Source organism: Saccharomonospora xinjiangensis XJ-54 (genome assembly GCF_000258175.1).
In the GTDB taxonomy this organism is placed as follows: Bacteria; Actinomycetota; Actinomycetes; order Mycobacteriales; family Pseudonocardiaceae; genus Saccharomonospora; species Saccharomonospora xinjiangensis.
On sequence record NZ_JH636049.1, the window covers coordinates 535,430 to 560,844 of the forward strand.

The following is a 25,415-nucleotide window of genomic DNA, read 5'->3' on the forward strand; positions in this document are numbered from 1 at the left end:
TCGATCAGTCGGCGGAACCGGTCGCCGCGGGGTGCCGCTTCTCGGTTTGTTCGGCATCGGGCGCCGCATCGCTGCGGATGTCGATTCGCCATCCGGTGAGCCGGGCGGCGAGCCGGGCGTTCTGCCCTTCCTTGCCGATCGCCAGTGACAACTGGAAATCGGGCACGACCACCCTGGCGGTCCTGGCTCGCTCATCGACCACACTGACGGATACAACCTTCGCGGGCGACAGCGCATTCCCGACGAACCGCGCCGGGTCGTCGGAGTAGTCGATGATGTCGATCTTCTCGCCGCCGAGTTCGCTCATCACGTTGCGCACCCTGGCGCCCACGTGGCCGATGCACGCACCCTTGGCGTTCACGCCGGGCACCGTGGAGCGGACCGCGATCTTGGACCGGTGTCCTGCCTCCCTGGCCACCGCCGTGATCTCGACAGTTCCGTCGGCGATCTCCGGCACCTCCAGCGCGAACAGTTTCCGCACGAGATTCGGGTGGGTCCGCGACAGCGTGATCTGCGGGCCACGCGCCGAGCGCGCGACCCCGACGACGTACGCCTTGAGCCGCGATCCGTGCTCGTAGCGTTCGCCGGGCACCTGCTCCGCCGCCGGCAGCACACCCTCGGTGTCACCGACCTGCACGATCACCATGCCCCTGGCATTGGCCCTGGCGTCCCGCTGCACGATCCCCGCCACGATCTCGCCCTCCTGGGCCGAGAACTCGCCGTAGGTCTTCTCGTGCTCCGCGTCGCGCAACCGCTGAAGGATGACCTGGCGCGCGGTGGCCGCCGCGATCCGGCCGAAGCCCTCGGGAGTGTCGTCCCACTCCTCCTCGACCTCGCCGTTCGCGTCCAGCGTGTACGCGAGCACCCGCACGTAGCCGGTTTTGCGGTCGATATCGACCTTCGCGTGCGGCTGGTGACCCTCGGTGTGCTTGTACGCCGTCAGCAGCGCACTCTCGATGGCTTCCAGTACCGTCTCGAAGGGGATGTCCTTGTCCCGTTCGATCGCGCGCAACGCCGCGATATCGACGTTCACCTCGACTCCTCCTTCGCTCCGGTGCCTTCCTCGATCTTGCCGCAACCGTCGTCTTCCAGCAGCTTGAGCTCCTCGGAAGGTGGCTGCTTGAACTCGACCTCGACCACGGCCTTGCTCACGTCCGCGTAGCGCACGTCGCGGATCTCACCGCCAACGAGCACCCGCACGGACTCCTCCCCTTCGGCGCCGACGCGGCCGACGAAATCGGGGCCCTCGTGCGGGGTGATCTTGACCAGCCGGAACCGCGCTCTGCGCCAGTGCCTCGGTTTCGTGAGCGGTCTGTCGAGTCCCGGCGATGTCACCTCGAGCGTGTACGCGCCCTCGATCACATGCTCGTGCCGGTCGAGCACCGCCGACACCGCCCTGCTGATCTCCGCGACCTGGTCGAGTTCGACACCGTCGTCGCTGTCGATCACAACCTTCACCAGCTTGCGCCTGCCCGCCTTGTTCACGTCCAGCGCGTCGAGATCGAAACCCGCGGCCGCGACGGCCTCGGCCACGAGTGGCTCCAGCCTGCTGGCGAGTTCGTTGGGCACCGTGATGCTCCCTGTTGTCATTGTTCTGGAATGGTGGTCCAGCTTATCGCGCCCCGACCACCTCCCGCCGGGCGTCGCCCGCTGCTGGCAGGATGCAGGGCGTGACATCCCGATCTGGCAGAGCCGCTCTGACGAGGCGGGCGTTCCTGCGGTCCGCCGCGTTCACCGCGCTCGCGGTACCGGCGGCATCCGGGCTCGCCGCATGCACGTCCGGCTACGACGACGCGCCCGACCCGCTGCGCCCGCTGTGGTTGCAGGCAGAGGGCCACGCCAAGGCCGCGAAAGCCCTGGCTGCGGGCTCCCCCGAGCTCGGTGACGTGGCGGAGCGGGTGGCTGCCATCCGCACCGCGCACGCCGAGGCGCTGCGTGCCGAGGTACGCCGGCTCAACCGGCCGGTTCCCGAAGGAGAGAAGGCGCCCGCGTTCGGCACGGACGGCGGGCAGTTCTGGCAGTGGCTCGCCGAGAGCAGGGACGCCGCGCTGGCGCTGGTCGGTGATCTGCCCCGCTACCGCGCGGGTCTCGTCGGCGCGGTGGCAGCGGGGTGCGCGGCGGCCATGGAGCTGAACCCGGCGGGCGGCGCGGAGGAGCAGGCACCCGGCACGGCGACGGTGAAGCAACTGGAGGACGACACCGTGCCCGCGTTGCAGACGGCACTGCGGGCCGAACACGCCGCCGTCTGGGTGTACAGCCTGGTGCGGGCGTTCCTCGACGAGGACTACGAGTCCGCGATCACTCGCGGCGAGCGAGCCCATCTCGACCGCAGGGACCGCTGCGAACGTGTGCTATCGGCCGCGGGCCGGACCCCCCAGCCCTCGGAGCCTGCCTACGTCCTCGACGAGCAGGTGACCGACCCGGCCTCGGCGGTTCGCGCGGTCGCCACAGCCGAGTCCGACGCGGCATCCGCCTGGCACGGTGTGCTCGAACGCACCGACGACGAAGTCGTTCGCGCCCTCGCGGTCCACTGCCTGATCGGCGCTGCGACCCGCGGGGTGCACTGGCGGGCGGACGCGGGGATCGACCCCGTCGTCCCGCCACTGCCGGGCAGGCAGACCACAGCGGACTGAGCGCCCCAGCGGTTCCGGCGATCCCGGAAGTCTCGACGGGTCCTTCGGCAGGCTCGGCCGTTTCCGTGCCCCGAGACGGTTCGGGGCACGGAAAGCTCACCCCTCGCTCAGGTGCTCGGAGAGCCGGGCGGCGTCCTCGCCGATCTCGGCGAGCAACTGCGCGTCGGAGTGCCCTTCGAAGAAGTTCGCCTCCACGATCGTCACCTCGCGCCCGTTGACCTCGGAGTGGTACTCGCCCTGCGCGACCACGGGAGCCTTGGGCAGGGTGGCCGTGCCGTCGCGGACGAGGTCGTTGACGTTGCCGGTGCCGTCGGTGTCGGTGACCGCCTTGAGCTGCTGGGCCTGCGCGTTTTCCGGCATCACCACCAGGACCACGGAGACGAGCGCCCGCGCCTCGCCCTCCTGCACCGTGTAGAGGCCGCGCAGAACCTTCTCACACGGATGGTCGGCGAACCACTGGATCATGTCGCCGTAGGCGTTGGCCGAGCAGTCAGTGGCCTCGACGGGCCCTGTGACCACCTCGTAGTCGAACCGGCCGTCCTTCAGCGGGTCGGAGGACGGCGCCCCTGCCTGCGGTGTGCCGACCACACCGCCGTCGCCGGAGCGGATCAGTCCCCAGAACAGCCCGGCCACCACGGCGACGCCCACGAGGACGGCACCGAGGACGAATGGTGACGGACCGCCCCTCCCGCCCTGGGGCTCGAACGATCCGCCCTGGGGCTCCTGCGCGACCGGCCCCGGTACGGGACCGATCGCCTGCGCGGGTCCATTTCCGACAGCCGGGAGCGGCGCCGTGTTGGTCACTCCATGTCTGTGCTCCTGTGCAGCCACGAACCGTGACCGTAGTCGGGACTCACCCGAGGGCGCGCACCACCCGGTCAACATCCTCGGCCGTGTTGTAGATATGGAAGCCCACGCGCGCGCGTCCCGCTCGTGCGCTGGCGACCACGCCCGCACCGGCCAGCCGCTCCGTCGCGCCATCGGCAGGCAGCGCCACGATGGGGCTGTCCTGCGCGGGAAGGTCGAAGGCCGCCCTCACGCGGTCGGCGAGCCCGACGCCGTGTGCGCGGACGGCGTCGAGGTCGAGTGAGGCGAGGTAGGACAGCGCGGGCGCCGCGCCAGCGAACGCCGACCACACCGGGGAGCTGTCGAACCGGCGCGCACCCTCGGCCAGTCGCAGCGGCAGGCCGTAGATGCTGCTCCACCGGTCCTCACCCGCGTACCAGGACGCGGCGACGGGGCGGGTTCGCTCGATCGCCCTCGGGTGGACGGCCAGCCACGCGGCACCTCGGGGAGCCAGCAGCCACTTGTACCCGGCGCCCACCACCCAGTCCGCCCAGTCGAGCCGCAGCGGCATCCATCCCGCCGCCTGGGTGACGTCGAGCAGGACGGGCACGCCCCCGGCCTCGGCCGCGGTGCGCAGTGCGTCGAGATCCACGACGGCCCCGTCGGCCGACTGCACCACGCTCACCGCCACGAGGTCGTGCTCCGCCACGGCGCCCGGCAGTTCGGCAAGGGGCACCTCGGTGACCGTCACACCCCGGTCGGCCTGCGCGGCGAACGGGAAGGTGGCACTCGTGAACTCGCCCTCGGCGACGAGGACGCGGCAGCCGTCGGGTACCGCCTGCGCCACCATGCCGACCAGCGAGGAGACGGCGGCGCCCACGGCCACGCGCTCGCCGGGAACGCCGATGAGCCTGCCGAACAGCTCGCGCGTGTCGTCCACGACCGCGTCGAACTCGGCCGGACGCTGCGCGCCGGTGCGCCAGCGCCGCACGAATTCCTCGGCCGCCTCCGCGACGTGCACCGGTGGTACCCCCACCGCGGGTGTGTTGAGGTACCCGCCGGTGATGTCGAACTCCGCTCCGAACGCTGCTCTCATGCGGCGACCCTAACCAGGGCGTCCGACACGGCCGGGTGTGCTCGGCCTACTGGGTCCGGCCTGTCCACCGCGCGGAGGGCACCCCGCTCAGCGGTCGTCGCGCTCCAAAAACGGTGTCAGCAGCCCCGGCACGGCGTGCTCGGCGAAGGCGAGCCCTTCCGCCTCCGCCACGTCGTACACCGCGTACGCCTGCGAACCCGCTGCCGTGGTGGCGGTGACGGTCAGCAGTCCTCGCCTGCGCTGGAACACCGACTGGCGGATGGTCCATCCGATGACGCCGCTGCGTTGCAGCGCCACGGTTGCGCGCCGCACGGCACCGTGTCGGGCGAGAAGGTATCCGCCCGTGATGCCGTGGCCGAGGCTGCGGTAGGCCGCGAACGCCAGCCCCACGGCCACCGGCAGCAGGACGATCGCACTGATCCACGCGATGTGCAGCAGCACCGGGGTCACGGCGAGCCCGAGCACGACGAGGGGGAGTTCCACGGCGACGGCGGCGGCCAATGCCCACCGGACGCGGCGGCCGAGGGCCGCCGTCGGATGCGCCCGCAGCCGCACGGCCTCGGCGGGGGAGACCGGCTCGCGCAGAACCACCGCGACGATCCGGTGGATCTGATCGAGGGGAGCGGCAGGGTGAAGAGTGTTGTGGCTTGCGCTCTTGTCGTCCTGTCCCCGCGCCAGTCCGGTCGCCACAGCGTCGATCCTCGCCGCGCCGAGGAACCGGTTGCCGAGAGGTTCCACTAGTTCGACGCCGCGCAGCCGCCGCTCCTCCACCGAGATCGAGCGCGTCGTGAGCAGCCCGCGCCGGACGCGGAGTGTGCCGCCGGGCTCGCGTTCCAGCCGGTACTGCCACCACATCTCGACGAACAGAGCCGTCGCCGCGACGACGCCGACGGCGAGACCGGCCGCGACCAGCAGCACGATGGCCCCGGCGAGCGGCAACCCGTCGAGCACGTCGAGTGCCCAGTTCACGACGTCGGACTGCAAACCGAACCACTCGGCGACCTGGAGCGCACCACCGAACGCCGCGGCGCCGAGTGTGGGTGTCAGGAACGACATCGGCGCGTACCGCATCCACGAGGCGTCCAGAGTGGACAGTACGCCGTCGCGTCCGGTGGTGTCCTCCCTCGCTCCCGCTCGGTCGAGCAACGTGGTACGGAGCCATTCAGCGTCACTCCTGCCGATCGGGTTCAGCGACAGTGCACCGGCCTCGCCGCTCGCCTGCTCCCCCGTGCCGATCTTCACGTGAGCCAGCCGGAACAGCCGCAGCAGCGGCGATGCGGTGATGTCCACCGTGCGGATGCGGTCACGTTCCAGCGATCGGCGTGACCGCACGACGATGCCCTGACGCAGCTCGAACCGGTCGGGCAGCACCCGGTAGCCGGTCCGGCTCCAGCGAAGGCCGTCCACGGCGGCGCCCACACAGGCGGCGAGGATCGGGGCAGTCATCACGAGGGCGAGGACGGCCCACACGGGGAGCACCTCGCGCAGCGAGAATGAGGCAGGCACCACCACGACCACGGCGACTCCCGTGACCCGCAGCGCGGTGACGGCGATCGTGCGCCGGTCCAGTCGCTTCCACTCCGGCTCCTCCGCGCTCATGTGGCGTCCCCCGGAGTGGCCTGCGTGGTGCGGGTCAGCTGCTCGACGAGGTCGGCGGCCAGAGCGTGGTCCAGCCCGGGTATTTCGACGGCTCCCTTGGCCGACGCCGTGGTGACCGTGACCGTGGCGAGCCCGAACAGCCGCTCCAGCGGACCGCGCCGCGTATCGACCGTCTGGATACGCGACATGGGCGCCACACGCCATTCCTGCCAGAAATGCCCTGTGCGTGTGTAGACGGCGTCGGCGGTGACTTCCCAGCGATGGACGTGATACCACCAGATCGGCAGCAGCACGGCCGCGGGAACGCCTGCGATCGCCACGACCGCGAGCGACAGCAGCAACCAGGGTCGGGCAGGCGCGATCAGCCACGCGAGCACGCCGAGCGCGAGTAAGACCGGCGTCAGCGTCAGCGCCCACTGGGTCCACCACCACGCCCTGGCCCGCCGGTCGATGCTTCGCTTCGGCGGCCGCAGCCGCAGCGCTCCGGAATCCCCTGCCGTCATCGGTCCTCCAGCCCCGGGGGACGCCCGATCGGCCCGCGCGATCGCTCTCCCCCTGTGAAGCGATCGGACCGGCTCGCGCCCGCTTCACACCTCCCGCGTGTCTGCTCGCACGGAGAGGACCTAGGAAACAGGGCCAAGCAGCCGGGCCAGTGTAGAAAGGGCGATGTTGCGCCCGGACACCACGGCGACCACTCTGCCCTCGCCCGCGTCGATCCGGCCGGCGAGCACGGCCGCGAACGCGGCGGCTCCCGCGCCTTCGGCCACGATGCCGTGTTCACGCACCAGGTGCCGCACGGCCTGGGCGATCTCATCCTCGCTCACCGTGACGAGGCGATCGACGTACTTGGCGACGAGGCCGATCGTCACGGCACCATCCTCCAGGTTGGCCGCGATGCCGTCGGCCACGGTGGTCCGCACCTCGACGGGCATCCTGCGTCCCGCCCGAACGGACGCCGCCATGGCCGGAGCCGCTTCGGCCTCCACACCGATCACGCGCACGTCGCCGCGGGTCGCCGCCCACAGGCCCAGCCCCGACGCGAGCCCTCCCCCTCCGACCGCGCACACGACGGTCAGCGGACCGGGGCACTGCTCATCGAGTTCCCTCCCGAGCGTGCCCTGCCCCGCGATGACGTCGGGGTCGTTGTACGGGGAGACGAACCGGGCTCCGCGCTCGGCGAGGGACAGCGCGTGTGCCTCGGCCTCGGCGTAGGTCTCGCCGTGCTGGAGCAGGGTGATGTCGTACTGACGCAGGGCGGCGACCTTCGCCTCGGACGCCGTGGCAGGCACCACGACGGTCGCCCTGCGGCCGAGCCGGGTCGCGGCGAAGGCGATGCCGAGCGCGTGGTTACCCGCCGACGCCGCGACCACCTCGTCGCCTTGGCCGATCGAGGCGAGCGCGGCCAGCGCTCCCCTGACCTTGAAGGAACCGGTCGGCTGCCACGTCTCCAGTTTCAGCACACACTCCGCGTCCCTCACCGGCGTCGGCGGCAACACCGGCCGCACGACGTCCACGGCTCGCTCGACGTCCGCTTCGGTCGGAATCCGTACAAGGCGATGAGTCATACCGACAGCCTGGCCCCTCCTCGACAGGGCAGACAAGCGAGTGCTTCTTCGCCTGAGCCTAAGCTTTTCCAGCGCAGCAGCGCGGCGTTCGATCAAGGGAGCGGCGGCCGGGCTGCCTCGCCGCACGGGACAGCGCGGTTCTCCCGCGCGGCGAAGCGCGAAGGCAGTGCGTCTCGAGCCGAACAGATCGGGCCAGGGGTTCTAAGCTCGGGTCGTGCTCGATCTCCGGCGACTCGGGTTCCTGCGGGACGTCGCCCGCACCGGCTCCATCGCAGGAGCCGCGCAGCTGGCCGGCCGTACGGCCGCGGCCGTGTCACAGCAGCTCGCGGCTCTGGAACGTGACCTCGGCGTCGCGCTGCTGGAACGCGGCCCGCGCAGCGTCAGGCTCACGGACGCCGGGAGGGTGCTCGCCGAGCACGCCGATCGCATGCTGACTGAGGCCGACAGCGCCGAGCAGGCCGTGCGGCGGGTGGCTGGCCTGCGTGGCGGGCGGGTCCGGGTGGCCGCGTTCGGCACGGCGGCGAGGTTCACCGTGCCCGCGCTGGCGGCGTTCCGGCGGGCCGCTCCGGGGGTGGAGTTGTCCTTCGTGGAACTGGAACCGGAGGAGTCGGTGCACGCCGTCCGCTCGGGTGAGGTGGACGTCGCGGTCACCCACCAGTACGCCCAGCTACCGCCTCCCGACCTGCGGGGGCTGAGGCAGACCCCGCTGCGGGAGGACCGGCTGCTGCTCGCGCTGCCGCCGAGCCGCTCACCCGCCGACGACGGTCCTGTCGCACTGTCCGACCACGCACGGGCGAGCTGGATCTCACCCCGCCCGAGTGCCGGGTTCCAGGCCGTGGTCGAGCTGGCCTGCAGGGCGGCGGGGTTCGAGCCCGACGTCGGGTTTCGCACCGACAGCTACGAGGTGATGCTCGAACTGGTGGCGGCTGACTTCGGGATCGCGCTCGTGCCGGAGCTGGCCGCCACGCCGCGAGCCGGGGTGACCTACCGCGATATCAGTGCTCCTGAGGGCTTGAGCAGACAGGTGCACGCCACCACGAGGCACGCCGATCCCTCGCCCTCGGTGGCCCGCGTCGTGGAGCTACTCGTGGAGCGGGTCAGTTCCCTGGACGGGTCAGGCCGTCCTCGGCGCCACCCCGGCTGAGCACGATCTCGTCGGTGCGTTCCAGCGCCTGCCGCCTGCGTTCCGTCGGCTCGGCCGTGGTCAGGTCCACGAGCCGGATCGGCGGCCCCAGCTCCACGAGTGTGGGCACGTACTCGGCCTTCCCGACCGACCAGCCGCCGTCCTCGCGGACGAACGTGAAGCGGGCCGCGATACCCTCCTCCGACACGCCCTTGGGCTCGGCGTGCCGGGCTATCGAGTTGCCGAGCCCCCAGGCCACCCACGTGTCGCCCACCTTCTCGATCGGCTGCACGACGTGGGCGTGGTGGCCGATGACGAGGTCGATGGCCTCCTCGGTGGCGAGGCGTTCGGCGAGCGCCTGCTGATCCGCCGTCGGCTCGTGGACGTATTCCTGTCCCCAATGGACACTCACGATGACGACCTCGGCGCCCGCTTCCTTCGCCGCTTCGGCCTCGGCGACGAGCGCGTCCGCGTCCAGCGGGTTCGACAACCACGGCTTGTCCGAGGGGAGTTCGAACCCGTTGAAGCCGAACGTGTAGGAGACGTGGCCGACGGCGACCCCGCCGACGTCGTACACCAGCGGTGTGGCCGCCTCTTCCTGGTCGCGCGCCGACCCGGTGTGCTCGATTCCTGCCTCGTCGAGCGCGTCCAACGTGCTGACCACGCCTTCGGCACCGTGGTCGAGGGTGTGGTTGGAGGCCGTCGAGCAGCCGTCGTAGCCGACCTCCGCGAGGTCGCCCGCGAGTTCGGGCGGCGCGATGAACTGCGGGTAGCCCGCATAGGTCCCGCCGTCCCGCGCCAATGGCACCTCCAGGTGGCACAGCGCGAGGTCGGCCTCCGACACCAGGGGTTTCACCCCCGCGAGCAGCGGGCCGTAGTCGAACTCGTCGGGGCCGCCGTTGCCGGCAGCCTCGGCGTCGGAGGCGGCCTGGTCGGTGAGTTCGGGGTGGATGAGGACGTCACCGGTGGCGACCACGCTGAACGACTGCGGTGCGGCAGGAGTGGCAGCCGTGGGTTCGGCGCTCCCCGTGTGGGCCTGGGCCTCGCCTGACCCAGGTTCGGGCGAGGGGGAACACGCGGCGACGAGTGCGGCGGTACCGAGTACCCCCAGCACCGTGGCCCCGGCGCGACGAGACATGGATGGGCCCTTCGGCGAGACGGCAGGTCGGGCTCATCCTGCCCGCTCACTCAGCGTCACGCCGGACCACCCGGCTGTAGGCGCTCAGCCAGGCGTGCGATCGAGTGGCACCGCCGTGACCGCGATGTTGTCCTCGTAGGAGCCGCTGTCGCGATCGAACACCCCGCCGCAGGTCAGCAGGACGAGCCGAGCGGCGCCGCCGGTGTCGAAGAGCCGGTCGAGCGGCACCTCCGATTTGGCCCACTGTTCCCGCGCGACGACGGTGAAACGAAGGTCCTGCCCGGATTCGGTCCTGAGCCGTACCACGTCACCGAGTTCGACCTCCGCGATGCGAGCGAAGGCTCCCGGCCCTTGCTCGACGTCGTTGACGTGCCCGACAAGCACCGACGACCCGGACGTCTGGCCCGGCACAGGGCCTGCCCGGTACCACCCTGCCGTGGCGACGTCCACGGGTACGTCGAGCTGACCCCCTTCGGCGACGCCGACGCCGACGACCGGGGCTCGCAGGCCGACCGAGGGCACGGACACCTCGGCCGGAGGTGCGGGCGCGGGCTCGGACGCCGCGGGAGCGGGTGCGGCGGCCAGGGCATCAGCGGCGCGACCGCCCGAGCTGCCGACCTCCGGCCCTGCCGCGTCCGGTCGCGCCCACCACCACAGCAGCGGAACCGTCACGAGCGCCACGACCACGAGCGCCCACCGGCGCACGGTGTGCCCGGGGCGGGCCGTTCACCCGCCCCGGCACCGCGCCGCGGCTCACGACCCGGTCACACCCCGGTCCGCCGACCTGCGCCGGAGCACCAGACCGGCGCCGACGAGAACGAAGGTCAACGCCGAACTGCCGACGACCCAGAGCACCGTGGAACCGGGGGGCTCCCCGCTACCCGCGGGCACACCGGACGGCGCCCCGCCGAGTCCGGTGATGGTGAACGGCACCAGGGCCAGCGTGCCGTCCTGCGCGGAACCGACGGCGTGAACGAACGTCGCCGAGCCATCCTCCAGGGTCAACGACGCGGGACCGATCACGACATCACTGGTCCCCGCGAGAACGACATCCGCCTCGACGGTGCCTGCGGCCGTCACCAGCGCCTGCTCGTTCGGGTTGGTCAGCCCGGTGACCACAGGGGTTCCCGCCGCGCGAACGTCAACGGCGGGTGCCGCCGCGTCGTGCCGGACAACGAGCCTGGCCTGCCCAGCCGGAACCTCGCTCACGTCGTTCGCGTACGGCGTGAGGGTGGGGTTGCCTCCTTCGTCGAGATGCGCGACCAGCGAGACGTTGCCGTTCGCGGGGACGTCGGCCGTCGCCTCGATCACCGGCTGCCCGCTGTTGTCGGGGGCGTCCGCCGGGAAGATCGCGACCTCGTGGGGTCCGGCGGGAACGTCCAGCGGGCCCTGCACCGTCAGGGGTTCGAAGTCGTCGAGGGTGCGTTGACCATCGACGTAGACGTCCACCGGGGTGTCGGGTACGCCGTGCACCACGTAGACCATGCCGGTCCCCTGTGCTGCCGCGACGCCGCCGCCCGCCACCGCGGCTGCCAGTGTGGCAGCCGCACCGAGGACACCGAGTACTCGACTGCGCATGACGTTTCTCCCTCTCGCTCGTCAGTCACGGGACGGCGGAACGGCACCACCCGCCCCGATAGGGCCTGCGCGGGTTTCTCCGCCACCGCCGTCTGCATCCCTGTACCGGGGAGACCGGCCGATCGGATGCGCTCTCTCGCCACTCGGCCCTCCTCAGTCAGAACCGGCCAGGCAGGCGCGACGCCCCCGCAGTCTGTGCAGGGCGCGGCGCAGCTGGCTCTTCACCGTGCCGATCGGCAGCCCGGTGTCCTCGGCGATCTCGCTGTGCGTCAGGTTCGCGAAGAACGCCAGTTCCACCACGAGCCGCTGGTGCTCGGCCAGCCGGTCCAGCTCCGAGGTGACCAGCAGCCGGTTGACGACGTCCTCTTCCACTTCCCCGCCGCCCCGGCCCGCCTCGTCGAATCCGGCGACGGAGGCCACGGCTTCCCGTAGCGCTCGCTCCCGTGTCCGCGCCGTCCGGAAATCGGCGATCACGTTCCTGGTGATGGCCAGCAACCAGCTCCGGATCTCTCCCTTGACCGGATCGAACGATTCCCGGCTGCGCCATGCGCGCACGAACACCCGCTGCGCGACGTCCTCGGCGTCGGCCCAGTGGGAGACCTCGGCGAGCGCGACCGCGAACACGAGGCCGTGATACCGCGCGTAGAGGTGGTCCCAGAGAGAATCCTGCGCACTCTCCGGTGCCTCACGGTGTGACAGCGCACTGTCCTCGCCGGACGGAGTACTCACTTCGAGAGCGATACCCCTAGGAGGGCGAGTGAACCGGGCAATCGGGACCGGACGGCTCAGGACTCCATGAGCGAGCGCCACCAGTGTTCCGGCGACCGGGCGGCGGAGCCTGCCTTGACCGCCAGCCGTTCCCCGGGGCGCGGCACCGCGACGCGGACGTCGTGTTCCCCCGCCGCGCTCAGCAACCGCTCCACCGGTTCGGCCCAGGCATGCGGGGCGAGGGTGAAGGTGCCCCAGTGGACGGGCACGAGCAACTCGCCCCTGACGTCACGGTGGGTGGCGACACCCTCCTCCGGCGTCATGTGGATGTCGGGCCAACTCGGCGCGTACGCGCCCACCTGCACAAGTGTCAGATCGAACGGCCCGTGGTCGCGGCCGATATCGGCGAAGGCGTCGCAGTACCCGGTGTCGCCGCTGTAGAACACCCGCCCCTGCGGGGAGGTCAGCACCCACGAGGCCCAGAGCGTGGGATTGCGGGTGAAGCCGCGTCCCGAGAAGTGCTGCGCCGGGGTCGCGGTGATCGTCAGGGCCCCGAAGTTCGCCCGCCGGTGCCAGTCGAGTTCGACGATGCGCTCGTCGGGCACGTCCCACGCCCTCAGATGGGCACCGACGCCGAGCGGGACCACGAACGGCGCCGCTTGCAGGCGGGTCAGCTCCCGGACGGTGTTCAGGTCGAGGTGGTCGTAGTGGTCGTGCGAGATCACGATCGCGTCGAGGCGGGGCAGATCCGCCAGCCGGTGGGGTACGGGGTGCAGGCGCCGGGGCCCCGCGAACCGCGCCGGTGACACGCGGTCGCTCCACACGGGATCGAGCAGCACCCGCGTCTCGCCCAATTCGACGAGCGACGAGGCGTGCCCGTACCACGTGACGTGCAGCTCCTCCTCTCGGTCAGGCGGGCCGGGGGACGGCCCCACGAGCGGCACCGCGCCCGCTGGTCTCCTCGCCTCTGGGGAGAACAGCATCGACCGCACCGCGTCGCCCGTGCTGCCGCGTGGGAGCCATCGCGCGGGACGCGCGTTGTGGAACGTGCCGTCGCGGTACTGCGGGGACGATCGCAGCACCTCAGGGTCGGGACGCCCACCGAGCGCCGTGAGCACTCCCGACGTCGCCACGGCGGCTCCCGCCGTGGCGGCCAGCCCGAGGCTCGCCGCCAGTAATCCTGTGGTCGCGCGCATGTGACCACGCTCCCCACCCCGCTCGACACCCTGCCGCAATCACCCTACTCCGCACCGTGCTGACCGTGCGGTCAGCCATTTGACCGATCGGTTAGTCTCCCGGCATGGAACACACGACGTGCTGTGTCGTCGGCGGCGGCCCTGCCGGTATGACGATCGCGCTGCTGCTGGCCAGAGCCGGAGTCGAGGTCACCGTGCTGGAGAAACACCCCGATTTCCTCCGCGACTTCCGGGGTGACACGGTCCACCCGTCCACGATGCGCCTGCTCGACGAACTCGGCCTCGGCAGCCACTTCGCGGCACTGTCATCGGGACGGCTCGACCGGATGCGGATGCGGATCGGTGAGGCGAGCATCGTGGCCGCCGACTTCAGCAGGCTGCGCGCGCCGTACGACCACATCGCGATGGTTCCGCAGGCAGACTTCCTGGACCTGCTGGCCGACGCCGCAGCGGAGGAACCCACGTTCACCCTGCGGCGACCGGCTCCGGTCACCGGGCTCCTGACGAGTACCGAGGACGGCTCCCCCCGCGTGCACGGTGTGCGCTACCTGCACCAGGACGGCAGCGAGCACGAGCTACGGGCCGGGCTCGTGCTCGCCTGCGACGGGCGAGACTCGCTGGTCCGGCAGGCCGCCCTGCTGCGGCCGCGCGAGTTCGACGTGCCGATGGACGTCTGGCAGGTGCGGCTGCCGGTGCTCTCCGAGAACGCCAGGGGCGCCGTCGTCGCGCATGTCGAGGCAGGTGGCGCCGCTGTCAGCATGGACAGGGGAACCTACGCCCAGGTCGCCTACCTCATCGCGAAGGGAACCGACGCGCGGCGCAGGGCGCAGGGTCTCGATGCCTTCCGCGCGCACCTCGCCGGGTTGCTCGGGGTCGGTGACGACGTCGTCGGCGCGATCACCTCGTGGGACGACGTCCCGCTGCTGCGGGTGCGCATGAACCGGCTGCGGCGATGGCACCGCCCCGGACTGCTGTGCCTCGGCGACGCCGCCCACGCGATGTCGCCCGTCGGCGGTGTCGGCGTCAACCTCGCCATCGCCGACGCCGTGGCCGCCGCGCGGCTGCTGGGCCCCGCCCTCCGCGAACGCGGAACCGTCACCACGGCCGACCTCGCCAGGGTGCAGCGCAGGCGCACGGCGCCCACGATGATCACGCAGCGCATGCAGCACGGTGAGCACGAGACGCTCCTGCGCCCCGCGCTCGACGGCACACTCGCGGGCGTGCCGGTGCCGCTGCGCGTGGTGGGCCGCAGTGGCCTGCTCCAGGCGGCGACGGCGTTCCTCGGCGGCAAGGGCCTGTTCCGCGAACGGCCTCCCACGTTCGCCCGCCGGGTCAGCGCGCGTGAACGGCCGTGAGCACGAAGGTCTCCAACTCGGCCGTCGCGGCGTCCAGATCGAGGCCGGGATCGGCCAGCCAGTGCGACACGATGTTGTCGATGGCCCCGCCCACGGCCAGCGCCACCCAGTCGGCGTCGAAAGGCCGGAACCGCCCCTCCCGCTGCCCCTGCCGCAGTAACTCCGCGAGTGACCGCCATCGGCCGTTCCGGTCGTGCTGGCCGGGCTGCCGGAACCGCGTGCCCTCGCGGTCGTCGAGCAACACCTCGGTGATCAGCCGGACGTGCGTGCGATGCTCACGCTGGTAGCCGATCATCGCCCGCACGTACGCCACGAGCCTGCTCTCCGGGTCGGGCGCGGCGTCCATGCGCTCACGCACGTACGCGCCGAAACGGTCGAACACGTGCGCCAATGTCGCTTCAGCGAGGTCGGCCTTCGACCCGAAGTGGTACAGCACGGCGGCCTTCGAGATGCCGGCGTGCTGGGCGATCGCCGCCAGTGACGTGCCCGCATAGCCGCGCTGGGACACCAGTTCGATCGTGCTGTCGATGATCTGCCGTCGTCGTGCCTGTTCGGTGAAGGTCGGCGAGGACGCGGCTCCGGGCGTGCGTCCCTGCGCCATGACACTCCTCGTCCGAACCCCTCACGGTGCCCTCGCGGCACCCGGTCAGGAGTCTAGCCACGCCGCGCTACGGTTCCGGTGTGGACGCGCTGGGCAGCCTGCTCGACGGGCCGAGAGCACACGGGGCCTTCGTACTCAGGGCGATGCTCGACCCGCCGTGGTCACTGCGGGTGCGCGACGGCGCCGCGCTTACCGTGCTCGCGATCACGCGGGGGCGGGCGTGGCTCGTCCCCGACGACGCCGGCCCGGTCCGCCTCGACGCGGGCGACATCGCCGTGCTGTCCGGCCCCGACCCGTACACCGTGGCGTGCGAACCCGGACTCGAACCGACCGTGGTGATCGAACCCGGCGGGCACAGCACCACCACGACCGGCGACGACCTCTGCGGGACGTGGTCAACAGGGTTGCGGACGTGGGGCACCGGAACGGCGGCGGGCGATGCCATGCTGATCGGGTCCTACGACGTGCGCGGGGAGGTGGGCGGGCGGTTGCTCGCCGCACTTCCTCCCCGGCTGGCGCTGGAGTCCGACGACAGTCACACCCCGCTGGTGTCACTGCTGGAAACCGAGATCGACCGCGCCGATCCCGGCCAGGAGGTCGTTCTCGACCGCCTGCTCGACCTGCTGCTCGTCAGTGTGCTTCGCACGTGGTTCGCGAGTCCCGGACGGGATGCTCCCGGGTGGGTCAGGGCGCATGCCGACCCGGTCGTCGGCCGCGCCCTGCGGCTGCTGCACGACGAGCCCGCGTTGCCCTGGACGGTGTCGGCGCTCGCGACCCGCGTCGGCGTGTCGCGAGCCGCGCTGGCCAGGCGGTTCACCGAGCTGGTCGGTGAACCGCCGATGACCTACCTCACCGGCTGGCGCCTCGCGCTGGCCGCCGACCTGCTCCGCGATCCCGGCGTCACCCTCGACACCATCGCGCGCCGCGTCGGCTACGGCAGCGCGTTCGCGTTGAGCACCGCGTTCAAGCGCGCCTACGGCGTCAGCCCCGGCCGGTACCGCCTCACCCGGCCCGCGTGACGGCCGCGGCATCCCACGCGCCGTCGGTGGCGGCCGCACGCACGACGTCACGGACGTCGCGGGGCTCCCTGCCGAGCGCCTCCCGAACACCGTCGGCGACGTGGGCGTTGCGGCCGTCGAGCACCGTCGCGAACAATCCCGCCAGGAACTCCGCGTCCGCCTCCGGTACTCCGTGGCCGGTGAGCATCGCGCCGTACTCGGTCTCGGGCACGGGCACGTAACGCACCTCGCGCCCGATCGCCTCGGACAACTCGGCGGCCACCTGCGCGAACGTCAGGGCACGCGGACCCGTCAGCTCGTAGACGCGTCCCGCGTGGCCTGCGTCGCCACTGTCGAGCAGCGCCGCCACCGCGACGTCGGCGATGTCGTCCGCGTCCACGAACGGCTCCGCGACCTCCCCCGCCGGTAACGCGATGGTGCCGTCCACCACCGCATCCCGCAGGAAATCCTCGCTGAACGCCTGCGCGAACCAGGCACACCGCACGACCGTCCACTCGGCACCCGACGCGCCCAGGGTGCGTTCGGCCCTGCCTGCCCCTTCCTCGCCCCTGCCGGACAGCAGCACGAGTCTGCGCACACCGAGGGACACCGCGCGCCGCGCGAACGCACCAACGGCCTCGTCAGCACCGGGGGCGGCGAGATCCGGCGCGTACACCACGTAGGCGGCGTCCATCCCGTCGAGCACCTCGTCCCATGTGGACTCATCGTTCCAGTCGAAGCGGGGCCGCGTCGAGCGGGAAGCCGGTCGCACCACGACGTTGCTCCTCCGACGGAGCCTTTCGGCCACCCTGCGCCCCGTCTTGCCGCTCGCGCCGAGCACCAGAACCTTCGTCACATCCGTCGTTGTCATGGTTCTCAAGCCAACCGGAACCCGCGGCACAGGACCATGGCCGAGGCGCTCGCCTGCCTACGCGGCCGTCTCACCGGCCGGGCCCGGGCGCGACCTCCCTAGGCACCGTGATCAGGGCTGGCGTCCCCCGGCCGCCGGCGAGATGCACGATGCTCCGCGTGGCCGTGACCGGTGGGGCGCAGGCCGTGGAGAACGCCGGACATCGTGGTGGCACACCCGGTCGTCGTGCGTCGCCGAGCGCACGACCGTGGCGAGGACGGCGATCGGCGAGACGGCACGCGGGCAGAGGTCACCACGGCCACACCCGGCGTTGCGGAACCGGGCACCGTTGTCGCGACCGCACGCCGGAGGCGACACCGCACCGCTCGACGACCGGCCGTCCGCGCTCAGGGCGACGCGGCGCCGGGAATCACACGACGGGCCGCAACGGAAGGTCCTCGTGCGGGCCGTGCCGCACCAGCTCCGTCCACGCGGACGCGAGCCTGGCGACCAGCTCGGCCAGCTCGCCCGGCCTGCGCACGTACGGGATGCGGAAGTAGCCGTCGTGCTGCCCCGTCGGGTCCATTGTGGATCCGGGAACCACCTCGACACCGTGTCGCAGAGCCAGTTGCGCGTACACGTCGGCGCTGTGCCCTTCGGGAAGGCGCACCCACATCGACGAGCCGCCGTCCGGCACCGTCCAGGTCCACTCGGGAAGCCGTGACCGCAGCAGGCTTTCGAGAACGGCGAACTGTTCCCGCTGCACCACACTGCGGGCGCGCGACAACTCGGGAAGGCTGGGCACCAGCCGGGCCGCGACCGCCTGCTCGATCAGCGGACTCCCGAGATCGGCCATGGCCTTGCGGCGGGCGCACCGCTCGATGATCCCCGCAGGCCCCCGCACCCAGCCGACGCGCAGCCCCGCCCACACGCCCTTCAACGATTCGACGGTCAACACCTCGCCCTGCTCCGGCGCGTAAGCCGCGAGCGGCGAGGGCAGCGACGTCTCGTCGGCGGTGAGGCTGCTCCCCGCGTAGGCGTTGTCCTCGATCACCGCGACACCGTGCCTGGCCGCCAGCTCCGCCACCTGCCGCCTCCGGGTCGCTGACATGAGCCTGCCCGTGGGGTTGTGGAAGGTGGGCATCACGTAGAGCAGCGCGGGATTGTGCTCCGCCAGCACGCCGGCGAGGGCACGGACGTCGATCCCCTCGTCGTCGAGGCCGACCGGCAGCAGCCGCACGCCGTGCTGGCGGAAGATGTCGAGGCACGGCGCCCAGCTCGGCGCCTCGACCGCCACCGCGGACGCGCCCTTGAGGTAGACCTCGGCGAGCAGCACCAGCGCCTGGTGCGCACCGGTCGTCACGAGCACCTGCTCGGCGGAGGTGGGCAGCCCGACAGCGGTGTAGTGGCTCGCCACCGCCTCGCGCAGGGCAGGCAGGCCACGCGGGTGATAGCCGGGATCGTCGAGCAGGCCCGTGATGTCGTGGTCGGCCACCGCGCGCAACGCCGCAGCCACCTCGGGCACTCCCGCGTCGGCCGCGCAGCTGAGCGAGATGAGCCGCCCCGGGCCGTCGATGAGCCGCTGCACGATCGCGGTGCCCTGGCCACCCCGTACCCGCCCGTCGCTGCGGGGTACCCGCCGTGCGCCGTTCACCCTGGTCCCGCTGCCCTGCCTGCGGTCCACCACCCCGCGCTCGCGGAGGTTCTCGTAGGCGGCCACCACGGTCGCGCGGCTCACGGCGAGGACCTTGGCGAGTTCACGTTCGGCAGGCAACCGCTCGCCGGGCACGAGTGAACCGTCGTCCGCGGCCCTGGCCACGGCGTCAGCCAGCTTGCGGTACAGGGGGCCGTCGCCTGTGCTCCAGTTGCCGAGCACGGTGGCCAGCGCCACACCGTGCTGAAAACGGTCCACTTCTCCAGCCATTGGCTCTACCTCCGGTCCAATATTCGGCCGATCGTAGATCACGAACAGTCCAATAGGAAGTGGACCGGCGAAGAACGGTCCGGAAGGTGGTCCTCGTGGTCGTCACGACGCTGTACATCGCCGCTCTCGCCACCGTGCTCGCCGGGTTGGGCGCAACCGTGCGGCACGACGGTCCGGTTCCCGACGTCGAACCCCTTCTCGCCCGGCGGGTGGCCGAGGGCCTGCGCGTGTTGCGGGCGGTCAGCGACGAGAACGCTCGGCGGACGCTGCGCCTGCTCGAGGAACTGAACCCGGTTCCCGCACGCTCGCCCCGAACGCACGACGCAAACTCGCGTGCGTGAGATGCAGGCTCGCGTGCGGGAAGTGCCGGCAGGTGTACGTGAGGTGCGGACACGCGCGGGAGGTGCCGACTCGCGTACGTGAGGTGCAGGCTCGCGCGCGTCAGGTGCGGACACAGGTGTCGGCGACGTGGGCGGCCAGGCCGGTGGCACCCGGGGCAATGTGCGGGTGAAGAACGAGATCGGCGTCGTAGTCACCGCCGTCCTGGGTGCGGAAGGGCACCGGTTCCAGTTCACCCAGCACGGACAGCCGCTCCTTCAGCCGCGCCGCGGCGAGAGCGTACTCGGCCTCGGTTGACCGATCCGCCCCGTACACGACCAGCGGTGGCAGCGCCTCCATCCCGGTGTAGTGGAAGATGCCGTGCTGGATAGGGAACAGCACCTGCTCCAGCTCGCCGTGGATTCCTCGCGGCCCGAAGGACGCCTCCCGCGCACCGACGGACGTGACCACCATGCCCCGCTTGCCGTGCAGGTTCCCGTCGCCGTATCGCAGGGTCGTCCCCGTTTCGGGGTCCTTGATACCGAAGCCGAACCCGTGCAGGAAGACCCTGTCGAACCAGCCCTTGAGGATCGCGGGCATCCCGAACCACCACAGCGGGAAGTGCACCACGAGGACGTCCGCGGCGAGCACCAGCTCCTGCTCTGCCTTGATGTCGGCGGACAACCTGCCCGCATCAATCGCCTCCTTGGCGGCCCTGGCCACGAACAACCGCTCCTCGGGGTCGTGACCGAAGTCGGTGGCGGCGACGATCGGGTCCCAGTTCAGCGCGTAGAGATCCCGCATGTGCACGTCGTGGCCGAGTTCGGTGAGGTGGGCTGCGCCCTCGTCGGCGAGGGAGCGGGTCATCGAACGGGCGTCGGGGTGGGCCACGAGCCAGAGAATGTTCATGTCCCTCAGCCTGCCGAGGCGGCCGGTCCGCGACGAGTGGCTGAAAGGACATCATGTGAAAGAATCTGGCCATGGCTCGTCCCGTCGAACCGCGGAGACCTCATCGGGTCGCCGTGCTCGTGCGTCCCGGTGTGCTGCCCATGGAACTGGGGCTGGTCCACCAACTGTTCCGCGCCGCCCGTTCACCGCGGAAAGTGCCGTTGTACGAGGTCACGAGCTTCGCACTCGAACCGGGCCCGGTGCCGACCGACGCCGACTTCGCCGTCCACGTCGAGTGCGGACCGGCCGTGCTCGCCGACGCCGACACGGTCGTCGTCCCCGCGAGCCATCTGCTGGACGAGACCGACGACGTCCTGCCGCCCGCGCTGCGCGACGCGCTGGCGCGCATCCGGCCCGGCACCCGGATCGCCTCGATCTGCACGGGAGCGTTCGTCCTCGCGGCGGCCGGACTGCTCGACGGGCACAGGGCGACCACCCACTGGCACTCCGCCGAGCGGTTCCGGCGCGCGTTCCCCGCCGTCGAGGTAGACCCGAACGTGCTCTACACGGACAACGGCGAGGTGCTGACCTCGGCAGGCGAAGCCGCGGGCATCGACCTGTGCCTGCACCTGATCCGCCGCGACCACGGGGCCGCGGTGGCCAACGAGGTCGCGCGCAGCATGGTGGTGCCCCCGCACAGGGAGGGCGGTCAGGCTCAGTATCTCCAGCTCCCAGTACCCGAGCCGGGGGCCCGCGACTCCACCGCCCGCGCTCGCGAGTGGGCGCTGCGGAACCTGCACCGGCCGTTGTCGCTGCCCGAACTGGCCGCGCGGGAGGCGATGAGCACGCGCACGTTCACTCGCCGGTTCCGTCAGGAGGTGGGCACCTCGCCCCTGCGGTGGCTGACCCAGCAGCGCGTCGAGCGCGCGCGGCAACTGCTGGAACGCACGGACCTGCCGGTGGATCGCGTCGCGGAGGCTGTCGGGTTCACGTCGGCGGTGTCGCTGCGTCAGCACCTCGCGACCACACTCGGTGTCTCACCCAGCGCGTACCGGCAGACCTTCGGTGGTGACCGTCACATCATGCCCGGCTGAGGGCCGTCACCGGAATGCACCTGCTATAGGGGGCGTTGCTCCCCGAGAAGGAGGGTGCAGAATTGGCTGACGCGACACTGACCGCCGCACGTTCCTCGACCGCACGGCGCGCCTCCCGGCGCGGGCGCCCCGCGAGCGACGAGCCGGACATCGTCCGGTATTACCTCGACGAGGTCGGCGCGACACCCCTGTTGACAGCCAACCAGGAGGTGGAGCTCGCGAAGCGGATCGAGGCAGGCGTCTACGCCGCCGAACTGCTGCGCAGGGCCGACGCGGGGGAGATCACTCTCGATCACGACCGGCGCAGGGATCTCGGCCTCGTCGCCAGGGACGGGCAGCGCGCCAAGGACCACATGGTCAGGGCGAACCTGAGGCTCGTGGTGACGGCCGCGCGCAAGAACCGGCACACCAACCTGCCGCTGCTGGACGCCATCCAGGAGGGCAACCTCGGCCTGATCAGGGCCGTCGAGAAGTTCGACTACACCAAGGGCTTCAAGTTCTCGACGTATGCCATGTGGTGGATCCGCCAGGCCATCCAGCGGGGCAACGCCTTCCAGAGCAACACCATCCGCCTTCCCATGCACGTCAGCGAGCAGGTCGCGAAGCTCGACAGGCTCGAACGCACTCTCCAGTCGCACAGCGACCACGAGCCGACACTGGAGGAGCTCGCCGAGGCTGCGGAGCTTCCGGTGGAGCGCGTCGCGGCGTTGCGCAAGGCCGGGCGCTCCACCGTCAGCCTCGACGTGCCGCTCGACGAGGACGGCGAGCTGCACCTCGGCGATCTCGTGTCGGACGGCACCGTGCCCGCCGTTGGCGAGGGCGTCGAGCGTCAGGCCATGGTGGAGCAGCTGCGCGCGGCGCTGGACAGCCTGCCGCCTTCCGAAGCCGCTGTGGTGTCCCTGCGCTATGGCCTTCGCGACGGGCACCAGCACACCATCCCGGAGATCTCGCAACGACTCGGCCTGAGCCGCAAGCGGGTGCGCACCCTGGAATCCCGCGCCATGAGCCTGCTCAGGGAGCCGGGGCGCAGCGATTCGCTGCTCGACTGGGCGAGCTGAGCGGCAACTGGCGGTCACAGCGATCGCGAGCGGTGAGAGCGACGATCCTGCCGTTGTCGGACGGCGGTCCTAGGATCGAGGCGTGGAACTGCCCGTGATGCCGCCGGTGCGGCCGATGCTGGCCACGCTGGTGCGCGACCTTCCCCGCTCGCCGGGCCTGCTCTACGAGCCGAAGTGGGACGGTTTCCGCTGCATTGTGTTCCGGGACGGCGACGAGATCGAACTCGGTTCGCGCAACGACCGTCCGCTGACCCGGTACTTCCCCGAGCTGGTTGACCTGCTGACCGACGCGCTGCCACAGCGATGCGTCGTGGACGGCGAGATCATCGTGGTCACCGAGAACGGCCTCGACTTCGATGCGCTGCAGAATCGCCTGCATCCCGCGGCTTCGCGCGTCCGCAAGCTCGCTGCCGAGACCCCCGCGAGTTTCGTGGCGTTCGACGTGCTCGCCCTCGACGATCGCGAGCTGACCGCGGAGCCATTCGCCACGCGGCGTCGCCTGCTCGAAACCGTGCTCGACACCGCGTTCGCCAGGGTGCATCTCACCCCGCTGACCGACGACCCCGAGGTGGCGCGCGACTGGTTCACGCGGTTCGAGGGCGCGGGTTTCGACGGCGTGATGGCCAAGGACCCCACCCTGCCGTACCAGCAGGACAAGCGTGCGATGTGGAAGGTGAAGCATGAGCGAACGGCCGATTGCGTCGTGGCCGGGTTCCGCTGGCACAAGGACGGCAAGGGGATCGGATCGCTGCTGCTCGGGCTCTACGACGACGTGGGGACGCTGCACCACGTCGGTGTCGCCAGCGGTTTCAGCGCCGCACGCCGCGCCGAGCTGGTGGACGAGCTGCGGCCGCTGCGGCAGGGCGCGCTGGATGAGCACCCATGGCGCGACTGGGCCGCCGCGGCCGGTGATCCCTCGGCCACGGCGGGGCGGATGCCGGGCGGGTTGAGCCGCTGGAGCGGCGGCAAGGATCTGTCGTGGGAGCCGCTGCGCATCGAACTGGTCGCCGAGGTGCGGTACGAGCACGTCCAGGCGGGCCGGTTCCGCCACGGCGGCAGGCTGGTGCGGTTCCGCCCCGACCGGACACCCGGATCGTGCACGTACAGCCAGCTCGACGAGGCGGCGCCCGCCGAGCTGACCGCGTTCTTCGCCGAGGCGGGCACCCCGTGAGCGGCAAGGGAAGCAAGGACGAGACGGCGGTGCTCGACATCGACGGCACGGAGGTGCCGATCTCCCATCCGGGCAAGGTGTACTTCCCCGAACGCGGCGAGACCAAGCTCGACCTCGTCCGCTACTACCAGGCCGTCGCCGAGCCGCTGCTCGCGACGCTGGGCGGGCGTCCACTGCTGATGGAGCGCTACCCCTCGGGAGCAGGCGGCAAGTCGTTCTTCCAGAAGCGGGTGCCGTCGTCGGCGCCGCCGTGGTTGCGGACCACGGTCGTCTCCACCCCGAACGGCACCACCAGTGACGCGCTCGTCGCGGCCGATCTCGCCCATGTGCTGTGGGCGGTGAACCTCGGCTGCCTCGGCTTCCACGTGTGGCCCTACCACGCCGACACCCCCGATGTCGCCGACGAGTTACGCATTGACCTCGACCCGTCTCCCGGCGTGACGTTCGGTCAGGTCCGCGAGGCCGCGTGGGCCACGAAGGCGTTGCTCGACGAACTCGGCATCGACAGCTTCGTCAAGACCACCGGCTCACGGGGCCTGCACGTGTACGTGTGCCTCGAATCGCGCTGGGACAGCTACGAGGTCCGCGCAGGTGCGGTCGCGCTGGCTAGGGAGCTGCATCGCAGGCATCCCGGCCTCGTCACCGACGCGTGGTGGAAGGAGGAGCGGGGTTCGCGGGTGTTCGTGGACTTCAACCAGAACGCGCCCCACAAGACCGTGTTCGGCGCGTGGTGCGTGCGCCCGAGAACCGGCGGACAGGTGTCGGCCCCCATCGGCTGGGACGAGGTGAACGACGTCGTACCGGACGACCTCACTCTCGTGAGCATCCCGGCTCTGCTGGCCGAGCGGGGTAACCCGTGGGACGGCATGGGCGAGCGGCCCCAATCGCTGGAACCGCTCGTGGAGCTGTCCCGGCGCGACCGTGAGGCGGGGCTGCTCGACGCGCCGTGGCCACCCGTGTATCCCAAGCAGCCCGGTGAGCCACCGAGGGTCGCGCCGAGCAGGGCAAGGCGTTCCTCACGCTCCTGAACCGGCAGGGTCACCCGCCCCGCCGGTCGTTGCCGACCGTCGTTGCCGAATCGGTTACGGCTGGCTCACGAGCCGCCCCTACGGGCTTTCGCCGTGCGGCGTCCGCTGGCCTTCTGAAGCGCGGACACGAGGTCCTTCTTGCTCATGGACGAGCGGCCGGGGATGTCGAGCTGGCGCGCCCGCTCGTAGAGATGCTGCTTGCTCGCGTTCGCGTCAACTCCGCCTGCCGTCGCGGTCGTGCGCTGGCCCGCGCCCCGCGACGCCTGCTTGTCGGACGGCCCCTTGCGGCCCTTCGGCTCCCAGTGATCGCCCACCTTCTCGAAGGTGTGCTTGAGCGCGGCGTAGGCCGTCTGGTGGGCCCGCCTGCCCTCGCCGTAGCTCTCGACCGCCGAGTCGTGCGCCTCGATCCACGTACGCTGAGCCTTCTCGGGGGAGCGCTGGAGCGTGCTCGGAAGTTCCTTGCGTCCCGGCACGGAGATCACCTGCCTCGTGGTCGCTTCCGTTTCACGCCCTCGGGTTGCCGGTCGCGCTGTCCGGCAAACCGGATTTTTCGATCTTGCTGGGGGAGGTCGTTTCCCTGGCGGTGCCGCCAGAGCGGCCTGCGCGGGAACCGGCACCGGCGCGGGCCGAGCCGTGGCTGACGACCGTGGTCGTGGCGAAAAAGGAAAGCACCGCACCCGGCGAACTCGATACCATGGCTCGGCTCAG

Annotated in this window: 26 protein-coding genes; 9 read left to right on the forward strand and 17 right to left on the reverse strand. The window is 71.3% G+C overall.

The annotated features are described in order from the left end of the window. Positions 1–4 precede the first annotated feature (4 nt). Positions 5–1,033: a transcription termination factor NusA gene (gene nusA, locus SACXIDRAFT_RS01975; protein ID WP_006236779.1), complete on the reverse strand. Its 1,029-nt coding sequence runs from the start codon at positions 1,031–1,033 to the stop codon at positions 5–7. After that, the gene (rimP, locus tag SACXIDRAFT_RS01980; RefSeq protein ID WP_006236781.1) at positions 1,030–1,569 is read right to left on the reverse strand and encodes a ribosome maturation factor RimP; all 540 of its coding nucleotides are present in this window, start codon (positions 1,567–1,569) and stop codon (positions 1,030–1,032) included. Before rimP ends, nusA begins: the two co-directional genes overlap by 4 nt. Before the next feature lie 101 nt (positions 1,570–1,670). Here rimP and SACXIDRAFT_RS01985 point away from each other — a divergent pair, with 101 nt between their 5' ends. Continuing rightward, the gene (locus SACXIDRAFT_RS01985; RefSeq protein WP_006236782.1) at positions 1,671–2,633 is read left to right on the forward strand and encodes a ferritin-like domain-containing protein; all 963 of its coding nucleotides are present in this window, start codon (positions 1,671–1,673) and stop codon (positions 2,631–2,633) included. Between the two features lie 96 nt (positions 2,634–2,729). On the opposite strand, the gene SACXIDRAFT_RS01990 is transcribed toward SACXIDRAFT_RS01985, so the two are convergent. The 5 genes from SACXIDRAFT_RS01990 to SACXIDRAFT_RS02010 all read right to left on the reverse strand — a co-directional run bounded on the left by SACXIDRAFT_RS01990 (position 2,730) and on the right by SACXIDRAFT_RS02010 (position 7,679). Then, positions 2,730–3,437, reverse strand: coding sequence for a hypothetical protein (locus tag SACXIDRAFT_RS01990; protein WP_006236784.1), 708 nt, complete (start codon positions 3,435–3,437; stop codon positions 2,730–2,732). A 49-nt stretch (positions 3,438–3,486) separates the two neighbouring features. Beyond that, positions 3,487–4,515, reverse strand: coding sequence for an aminotransferase class V-fold PLP-dependent enzyme (locus SACXIDRAFT_RS01995; protein ID WP_006236785.1), 1,029 nt, complete (start codon positions 4,513–4,515; stop codon positions 3,487–3,489). An 87-nt stretch (positions 4,516–4,602) separates the two neighbouring features. Continuing rightward, positions 4,603–6,114 (reverse strand): PH domain-containing protein, encoded by a 1,512-nt coding sequence (locus SACXIDRAFT_RS02000; protein WP_006236786.1) that lies wholly within the window; start codon positions 6,112–6,114, stop codon positions 4,603–4,605. Beyond that, positions 6,111–6,617 carry a PH domain-containing protein gene (locus tag SACXIDRAFT_RS02005; protein WP_006236787.1) on the reverse strand — a complete coding sequence of 169 codons (507 nt, stop codon included), beginning with the start codon at positions 6,615–6,617 and terminating at the stop codon, positions 6,111–6,113. The genes SACXIDRAFT_RS02000 and SACXIDRAFT_RS02005 overlap by 4 nt, the downstream gene beginning before the upstream one ends. 120 nt (positions 6,618–6,737) lie before the next feature. Next, positions 6,738–7,679 carry a threonine ammonia-lyase gene (locus SACXIDRAFT_RS02010; protein WP_006236788.1) on the reverse strand — a complete coding sequence of 314 codons (942 nt, stop codon included), beginning with the start codon at positions 7,677–7,679 and terminating at the stop codon, positions 6,738–6,740. A 214-nt stretch (positions 7,680–7,893) separates the two neighbouring features. Between SACXIDRAFT_RS02010 and SACXIDRAFT_RS02015 the strand changes: the two genes are divergently transcribed. Beyond that, the gene (locus tag SACXIDRAFT_RS02015) at positions 7,894–8,823 is read left to right on the forward strand and encodes a LysR family transcriptional regulator (protein WP_006236790.1); all 930 of its coding nucleotides are present in this window, start codon (positions 7,894–7,896) and stop codon (positions 8,821–8,823) included. Here SACXIDRAFT_RS02015 and SACXIDRAFT_RS02020 read toward each other — a convergent pair. The 5 genes from SACXIDRAFT_RS02020 to SACXIDRAFT_RS02040 form a co-directional block, all read right to left on the reverse strand. Beyond that, positions 8,777–9,940: a CapA family protein gene (locus tag SACXIDRAFT_RS02020; RefSeq protein ID WP_006236791.1), complete on the reverse strand. Its 1,164-nt coding sequence runs from the start codon at positions 9,938–9,940 to the stop codon at positions 8,777–8,779. The two genes, SACXIDRAFT_RS02015 and SACXIDRAFT_RS02020, sit on opposite strands and share 47 nt — an antisense overlap. Positions 9,941–10,024: 84 nt before the next feature. Then, entirely contained in the window at positions 10,025–10,627 is a 603-nt protein-coding gene (locus SACXIDRAFT_RS02025; RefSeq protein WP_006236792.1) for a class F sortase, read from the reverse strand. 66 nt (positions 10,628–10,693) lie between these two features. After that, entirely contained in the window at positions 10,694–11,518 is an 825-nt protein-coding gene (locus SACXIDRAFT_RS02030) for a DUF4397 domain-containing protein (RefSeq protein ID WP_006236793.1), read from the reverse strand. 153 nt (positions 11,519–11,671) lie between these two features. Then, positions 11,672–12,247, reverse strand: coding sequence for an RNA polymerase sigma factor (locus SACXIDRAFT_RS02035; RefSeq protein WP_040922007.1), 576 nt, complete (start codon positions 12,245–12,247; stop codon positions 11,672–11,674). A gap of 56 nt (positions 12,248–12,303) precedes the next feature. Beyond that, positions 12,304–13,422: an MBL fold metallo-hydrolase gene (locus SACXIDRAFT_RS02040; RefSeq protein WP_006236795.1), complete on the reverse strand. Its 1,119-nt coding sequence runs from the start codon at positions 13,420–13,422 to the stop codon at positions 12,304–12,306. Positions 13,423–13,526: 104 nt separating this feature from the next. On the opposite strand from SACXIDRAFT_RS02040, the gene SACXIDRAFT_RS02045 reads away from it, so the two are divergent. Further along, complete coding sequence (locus tag SACXIDRAFT_RS02045; RefSeq protein ID WP_006236796.1) at positions 13,527–14,777, forward strand: FAD-dependent oxidoreductase; 1,251 nt, start codon at positions 13,527–13,529, stop codon at positions 14,775–14,777. On the opposite strand, the gene SACXIDRAFT_RS02050 is transcribed toward SACXIDRAFT_RS02045, so the two are convergent. After that, entirely contained in the window at positions 14,755–15,378 is a 624-nt protein-coding gene (locus SACXIDRAFT_RS02050; protein ID WP_006236797.1) for a TetR/AcrR family transcriptional regulator, read from the reverse strand. The two genes, SACXIDRAFT_RS02045 and SACXIDRAFT_RS02050, sit on opposite strands and share 23 nt — an antisense overlap. An 80-nt stretch (positions 15,379–15,458) precedes the next feature. Here SACXIDRAFT_RS02050 and SACXIDRAFT_RS02055 point away from each other — a divergent pair, with 80 nt between their 5' ends. After that, positions 15,459–16,397, forward strand: coding sequence for an AraC family transcriptional regulator (locus tag SACXIDRAFT_RS02055; RefSeq protein ID WP_040922009.1), 939 nt, complete (start codon positions 15,459–15,461; stop codon positions 16,395–16,397). Here SACXIDRAFT_RS02055 and SACXIDRAFT_RS02060 read toward each other — a convergent pair. Both SACXIDRAFT_RS02060 and SACXIDRAFT_RS02065 read right to left on the reverse strand, forming a co-directional pair. Then, on the reverse strand, positions 16,381–17,247 hold the full coding sequence (locus tag SACXIDRAFT_RS02060) for an NAD(P)H-binding protein (RefSeq protein WP_006236799.1): 867 nt from the start codon (positions 17,245–17,247) through the stop codon (positions 16,381–16,383). The two genes, SACXIDRAFT_RS02055 and SACXIDRAFT_RS02060, sit on opposite strands and share 17 nt — an antisense overlap. A 409-nt stretch (positions 17,248–17,656) precedes the next feature. Beyond that, on the reverse strand, positions 17,657–19,150 hold the full coding sequence (locus SACXIDRAFT_RS02065; RefSeq protein ID WP_006236800.1) for an aminotransferase-like domain-containing protein: 1,494 nt from the start codon (positions 19,148–19,150) through the stop codon (positions 17,657–17,659). Positions 19,151–19,245: 95 nt separating this feature from the next. Here SACXIDRAFT_RS02065 and SACXIDRAFT_RS02070 point away from each other — a divergent pair, with 95 nt between their 5' ends. Next, complete coding sequence (locus SACXIDRAFT_RS02070; RefSeq protein WP_006236801.1) at positions 19,246–19,491, forward strand: hypothetical protein; 246 nt, start codon at positions 19,246–19,248, stop codon at positions 19,489–19,491. 100 nt (positions 19,492–19,591) lie between these two features. Here the strand turns inward: SACXIDRAFT_RS02070 and SACXIDRAFT_RS02075 are convergent, their stop codons facing one another. Beyond that, a complete protein-coding gene (locus tag SACXIDRAFT_RS02075; protein ID WP_006236802.1) occupies positions 19,592–20,377 on the reverse strand; it encodes an NAD(P)H-dependent oxidoreductase in 786 nt (261 codons plus the stop codon). 71 nt (positions 20,378–20,448) lie between these two features. On the opposite strand from SACXIDRAFT_RS02075, the gene SACXIDRAFT_RS02080 reads away from it, so the two are divergent. The 4 genes from SACXIDRAFT_RS02080 to ligD all read left to right on the forward strand — a co-directional run bounded on the left by SACXIDRAFT_RS02080 (position 20,449) and on the right by ligD (position 24,707). Continuing rightward, positions 20,449–21,450, forward strand: a complete 1,002-nt coding sequence (locus tag SACXIDRAFT_RS02080; protein ID WP_006236803.1) for a GlxA family transcriptional regulator — start codon at positions 20,449–20,451, stop codon at positions 21,448–21,450. Positions 21,451–21,512: 62 nt separating this feature from the next. After that, a complete protein-coding gene (locus SACXIDRAFT_RS02085; RefSeq protein WP_006236804.1) occupies positions 21,513–22,508 on the forward strand; it encodes a sigma-70 family RNA polymerase sigma factor in 996 nt (331 codons plus the stop codon). Positions 22,509–22,590: 82 nt separating this feature from the next. Next, complete coding sequence (locus SACXIDRAFT_RS02090) at positions 22,591–23,679, forward strand: ATP-dependent DNA ligase (RefSeq protein ID WP_006236805.1); 1,089 nt, start codon at positions 22,591–22,593, stop codon at positions 23,677–23,679. Next, positions 23,676–24,707, forward strand: coding sequence for a non-homologous end-joining DNA ligase (gene ligD / locus SACXIDRAFT_RS02095; RefSeq protein ID WP_006236806.1), 1,032 nt, complete (start codon positions 23,676–23,678; stop codon positions 24,705–24,707). Before SACXIDRAFT_RS02090 ends, ligD begins: the two co-directional genes overlap by 4 nt. A 65-nt stretch (positions 24,708–24,772) precedes the next feature. Here the strand turns inward: ligD and SACXIDRAFT_RS02100 are convergent, their stop codons facing one another. Further along, a complete protein-coding gene (locus tag SACXIDRAFT_RS02100; RefSeq protein ID WP_006236807.1) occupies positions 24,773–25,180 on the reverse strand; it encodes a ChaB family protein in 408 nt (135 codons plus the stop codon). Positions 25,181–25,415 lie beyond the last annotated feature (235 nt).

Coding starts and splice junctions, on each gene's coding strand:
- SACXIDRAFT_RS02005 (WP_006236787.1), bottom strand. CDS start 6,617: ATGACGGCAGGGGATTCCGGAGCGCTGCGGCTGCGGCCGCCGAAGCGA.
- SACXIDRAFT_RS02050 (WP_006236797.1), bottom strand. CDS start 15,378: ATGGCGCAGGGACGCACGCCCGGAGCCGCGTCCTCGCCGACCTTCACC.
- SACXIDRAFT_RS02020 (WP_006236791.1), bottom strand. CDS start 9,940: ATGTCTCGTCGCGCCGGGGCCACGGTGCTGGGGGTACTCGGTACCGCC.
- SACXIDRAFT_RS01995 (WP_006236785.1), bottom strand. CDS start 4,515: ATGAGAGCAGCGTTCGGAGCGGAGTTCGACATCACCGGCGGGTACCTC.
- SACXIDRAFT_RS02075 (WP_006236802.1), bottom strand. CDS start 20,377: ATGAACATTCTCTGGCTCGTGGCCCACCCCGACGCCCGTTCGATGACC.
- SACXIDRAFT_RS02000 (WP_006236786.1), bottom strand. CDS start 6,114: ATGAGCGCGGAGGAGCCGGAGTGGAAGCGACTGGACCGGCGCACGATC.
- SACXIDRAFT_RS02060 (WP_006236799.1), bottom strand. CDS start 17,247: ATGACAACGACGGATGTGACGAAGGTTCTGGTGCTCGGCGCGAGCGGC.
- SACXIDRAFT_RS02040 (WP_006236795.1), bottom strand. CDS start 13,422: ATGCGCGCGACCACAGGATTACTGGCGGCGAGCCTCGGGCTGGCCGCC.
- SACXIDRAFT_RS02030 (WP_006236793.1), bottom strand. CDS start 11,518: ATGCGCAGTCGAGTACTCGGTGTCCTCGGTGCGGCTGCCACACTGGCA.
- SACXIDRAFT_RS02080 (WP_006236803.1), top strand. CDS start 20,449: ATGGCTCGTCCCGTCGAACCGCGGAGACCTCATCGGGTCGCCGTGCTC.
- SACXIDRAFT_RS02065 (WP_006236800.1), bottom strand. CDS start 19,150: ATGGCTGGAGAAGTGGACCGTTTTCAGCACGGTGTGGCGCTGGCCACC.
- SACXIDRAFT_RS02010 (WP_006236788.1), bottom strand. CDS start 7,679: ATGACTCATCGCCTTGTACGGATTCCGACCGAAGCGGACGTCGAGCGA.
- SACXIDRAFT_RS02045 (WP_006236796.1), top strand. CDS start 13,527: ATGGAACACACGACGTGCTGTGTCGTCGGCGGCGGCCCTGCCGGTATG.